This is a genomic window from Citricoccus sp. (genome assembly GCF_035445025.1).
GTDB lineage: Bacteria > Actinomycetota > Actinomycetes > Actinomycetales > Micrococcaceae > Citricoccus.
Genome location: NZ_DAOMPX010000130.1, coordinates 1 through 3,339 on the forward strand (window position 1 = coordinate 1; position 3,339 = coordinate 3,339).

General features: G+C 72.4%; 3 protein-coding genes and 1 pseudogene. 1 reads left to right on the forward strand and 3 read right to left on the reverse strand.

Annotated features, from left to right (window positions below):
* Positions 1-365, reverse strand: a pseudogene (locus tag PLJ28_RS15385) (M15 family metallopeptidase); the annotation flags it as partial.
* A 7-nt stretch (positions 366-372) separates the two neighbouring features.
* The gene (gene coaA / locus PLJ28_RS15390) at positions 373-1,410 is read right to left on the reverse strand and encodes a type I pantothenate kinase (protein ID WP_502877099.1); all 1,038 of its coding nucleotides are present in this window, start codon (positions 1,408-1,410) and stop codon (positions 373-375) included.
* Positions 1,411-1,569: 159 nt separating this feature from the next.
* On the opposite strand from coaA, the gene PLJ28_RS15395 reads away from it, so the two are divergent.
* Positions 1,570-2,694, forward strand: coding sequence for a chymotrypsin family serine protease (locus PLJ28_RS15395; protein WP_324590392.1), 1,125 nt, complete (start codon positions 1,570-1,572; stop codon positions 2,692-2,694).
* 51 nt (positions 2,695-2,745) lie between these two features.
* On the opposite strand, the gene PLJ28_RS15400 is transcribed toward PLJ28_RS15395, so the two are convergent.
* A partial coding sequence (locus PLJ28_RS15400) for a cation diffusion facilitator family transporter (protein WP_502877100.1) occupies positions 2,746-3,339 on the reverse strand: 594 nt, incomplete at its 5' end.

Below are 3,339 nucleotides of genomic sequence, written 5' to 3' on the forward strand. Positions count from 1 at the left end.
ACGGTCAGGTCGGCCGGGGCCCAGTCGGCGGGCTGCAGCGGGTTGCGCTTGTTGACCAGCACGCGGACCGAGGAGGGGTTCCGGTGCCCGTCCCGTGCGGCCGGGGCCGACGGCGCGGCGGGGGATGCGGCGGCGGAAGATGCGGCGGACGACGACGACGGCGGCGCGGCCGGGCCGGTGGCCGGCGTCGACGTCGCCGCGGCGGCAGAGGTCGAGGGGGTCGACGGGGGCGTGGACGCGGCAGAGGCCGCGGGAGTCGACGACGGGGATGCCGAGGAGGCGGGAGTCTCCCCCGGGGAGCACGCGCTCAGTAGCAGCGCACCGAGGACGAGCGCCGGCAGCACCCGGCGCCGCGGACCGCGCACGGCGTCCTCAGACCTTCCGCATCAGCACGCGGGTGACCGTGTGCCCGCTGTCCTTGGACATCACCAGCTTGGCCCGGCCGCGCGTCGGGAGCACGTTCTGGACCAGGTTGGGGCCGTTGATGCGGTCCCAGATGTCCTGGGCGGTGAGCACGGCCTCCTCGTCGGTGAGCGTGGAGTAGCGGTGGAAGTAGCTCATGGGGTCGGCGAACGCCCCGGAGCGCAGGCGCATGAACCGCTCGATGTACCACTGCTTCACGGCCGTGGTGCGGGCGTCCACGTAGATGGAGTAGTCGAAGAAGTCGGACACGCTCAGCCCGGTGGTGCCGTCGGCGCGGACCCGGGGCGGGGCGAGCACGTTCAGGCCCTCGACGATGAGCACGTCCGGGCGGTGCACCACCACCTCCTCGTGCGGGAGGATGTCGTACGTCAGGTGCGAGTACATCGGCGCCCGGACCTCCGGGGCGCCGGACTTGACGTCGGCGACGAACCGCATCAGCCGGCGTCGGTCATAGGACTCGGGGAAGCCCTTGCGCTCCATCAGCCCGCGGCGCTTGAGCTCGGCGTTGGGGTAGAGGAAGCCGTCGGTGGTGACCAGCTCCACGCGCGGGGTGTTGGGCCAGCGGCGCAGCATCTCCTGCAGCACGCGGGCGGTGGTGGACTTGCCCACGGCCACGGAGCCGGCCACGCCGATCACGAACGGGGTGCGGCGGGTGGACTCGCGCAGGAAGTCGTTGGCGGCCCGGCGCAGGTGGGCGGCGGCGTCCACGTGGATGCTCAGCAGCCGGGACAGCGGCAGGTAGACCTCGGCGACCTCGCGCAGGGACAGGTGCTCGCCGATGCCGCGCAGCCGGTCCACGTCCGACTGGTCGAAGGGCTGTTCCATCTCGGAGGCCAGCCGGGCCCAGGTGTCCCGGTCCAGCTCGGTGAAGGGGGAGTAGTTCTCCACGCCGTCGGGCTCGGGCGGGGAGCCGGCCCAGGCCTGCGGAGTCGTCGTCACGGGGACGGCCGGAGGCAGTCCGGTGGCGGTGGGTGTGGGTCGGGTCACGGGTTCATTATCCACCGTTTGACCGGGGCGCCCGCGCACGCGTCGGCGCGGCGCGGACATCGCAGGCGCCGGTGCACGGGATGTCGGGCATGGACGCGGTGGTCTCGTGCGGCGTTGAATGAGCGCACCATCCAGGAGGGTTTCGCGGGGAGGGGCCCCATGTCACACAGCATCACCCAGAAAGAGCTGGCCGCCATCAAGCCGGTCAAGGAGGCCATCGAGGACGACCTCCTGGCCCGGCCCGGGGTCGTCGGCGTGGACATCGGCGAGAAGGTGAGCCACGGCAAGAAGACCGGGGAACCTAGCATCCTCGTCTTCGTGGAGCACAAGAAGCCGGTCAAGGCCCTCCCGCCGGAGGAGGTGGTCCCCCCGGAGGTGGACGGCGTCAAGACGGACGTGCAGGAGATGGTCATCGAGCTCCAGGCCGCGCGCCAGCTCCTCGTCCCGGCCCAGCAGGTCGACCCGGCCGCGTACCCGCGGCTGGTGGGCGGCATCAGCATGGGCCCGGCCCGCAGCGTCCGGATGGAACCGCCGGAGGTCGCCGAGGCCGGTGAATACGTCTTCGTCGGCACCCTGGGGGCCATGGTCCGGGACCGCGCCTCCGGGGCCGCCCTGGCGATGACCAACTTCCACGTCGCGTGCGTGGACGACGGCTGGGCGGCCGGTGACCGCATGGTCCAGCCCGGACGGCCCGACGGCGGGGACGCGGCCACCCAGCAGTTCGGCAGCCTGACCCGGGCGGTGCTGTCCGAGAACACGGACGGCGCCGTGGTCACGGTGGACGAGGGCACAGAGTGGGACAACGCGGTGATCGACATCGGGGACGTCGCCGGGAGCGCCGAGGCGAGCATCGGCATGGCCGTCCAGAAGCGCGGACGGACCACCCAGCACACCTTCGGCACCGTGGCTTCTGGGGAGGCGACCCTGAGCCTGGATTACGGCGACGGCCTGGGAACCCGCACGCTGCGCCACCAGGTGCGCATCCTCACGGACACCGCACGCTCGCCGCGGTTCTCCGAGGGCGGTGACTCCGGCTCGGTGGTGATGGACATGGACCGCAACGTGGTGGGCCTGCTGTTCGCCGGCTCCACGGACGGCAGCACCACCTTCGCGAACCCGATCGCCGCGGCCCTGGACGAGCTGGGCGCCGAGCTCCCGGCCGGCCAGGAACCTGAGCCGTCCACGCCGCCCACGCCCCCGGACCAGCCGGCGCAGACCCCGACGACGAACATCACCATCAGCGTGGTGGTGAACACCTGCGGGCACGGGCAGGGCAGTCCCTAGCCCACGGCCCACCGGCCCCGCGGCCGTTCCGCCCGGCCCTTGACGGGTGGCTCAGCGCTCCCGGAACCGCTGCCCGCCCTCGGACTGCAGGTCGCCGGGAGCCCCGCCGTGCACCTCGGCGGGCAGTTCCGGCACGGGCACCACCACGATGTCCTCGAGCCGCCAGTCCAGGTCGGCCAGCGAGTCCCGCAGGGACTGCAGCCGGTCCAGCGTGGGCGCCGCACCGGGCTCGGGCACCACGAACATCTCCATGTGGAACACGTGCCCCTCGTCGCGCACCCGGGCCCCGGCCTGGCGCACCCAGTCCGTGGAGCTGGCGTGGTCCTCGGCCTGGTAGATCACCGGGTGCTCCTGGTTGCCCTCGATGGTCCGGGCGCGGGCGTCGGCCAGGTCGGTGATGGCGGTGACCATGTTGCGGATGCCGTCGTAGAGGATGGACGCGCCCACGAAGATGGCGGCGGCGCCGTCGAACCACCACCAGCCCAGCCCGACGCCGGCCACGCCCACCGCGGTGGCCAGCCCGGTCTGCCAGTCGGCCTTGTTCATGTCCGCGTCCGCGTAGAGCACCTTGTCATGCAGCTGCTCGGCGAGCTTGAGCTTCATCCGGCCCAGGATCACGGGTCCGGGCACGGAGAGCAGCATGAC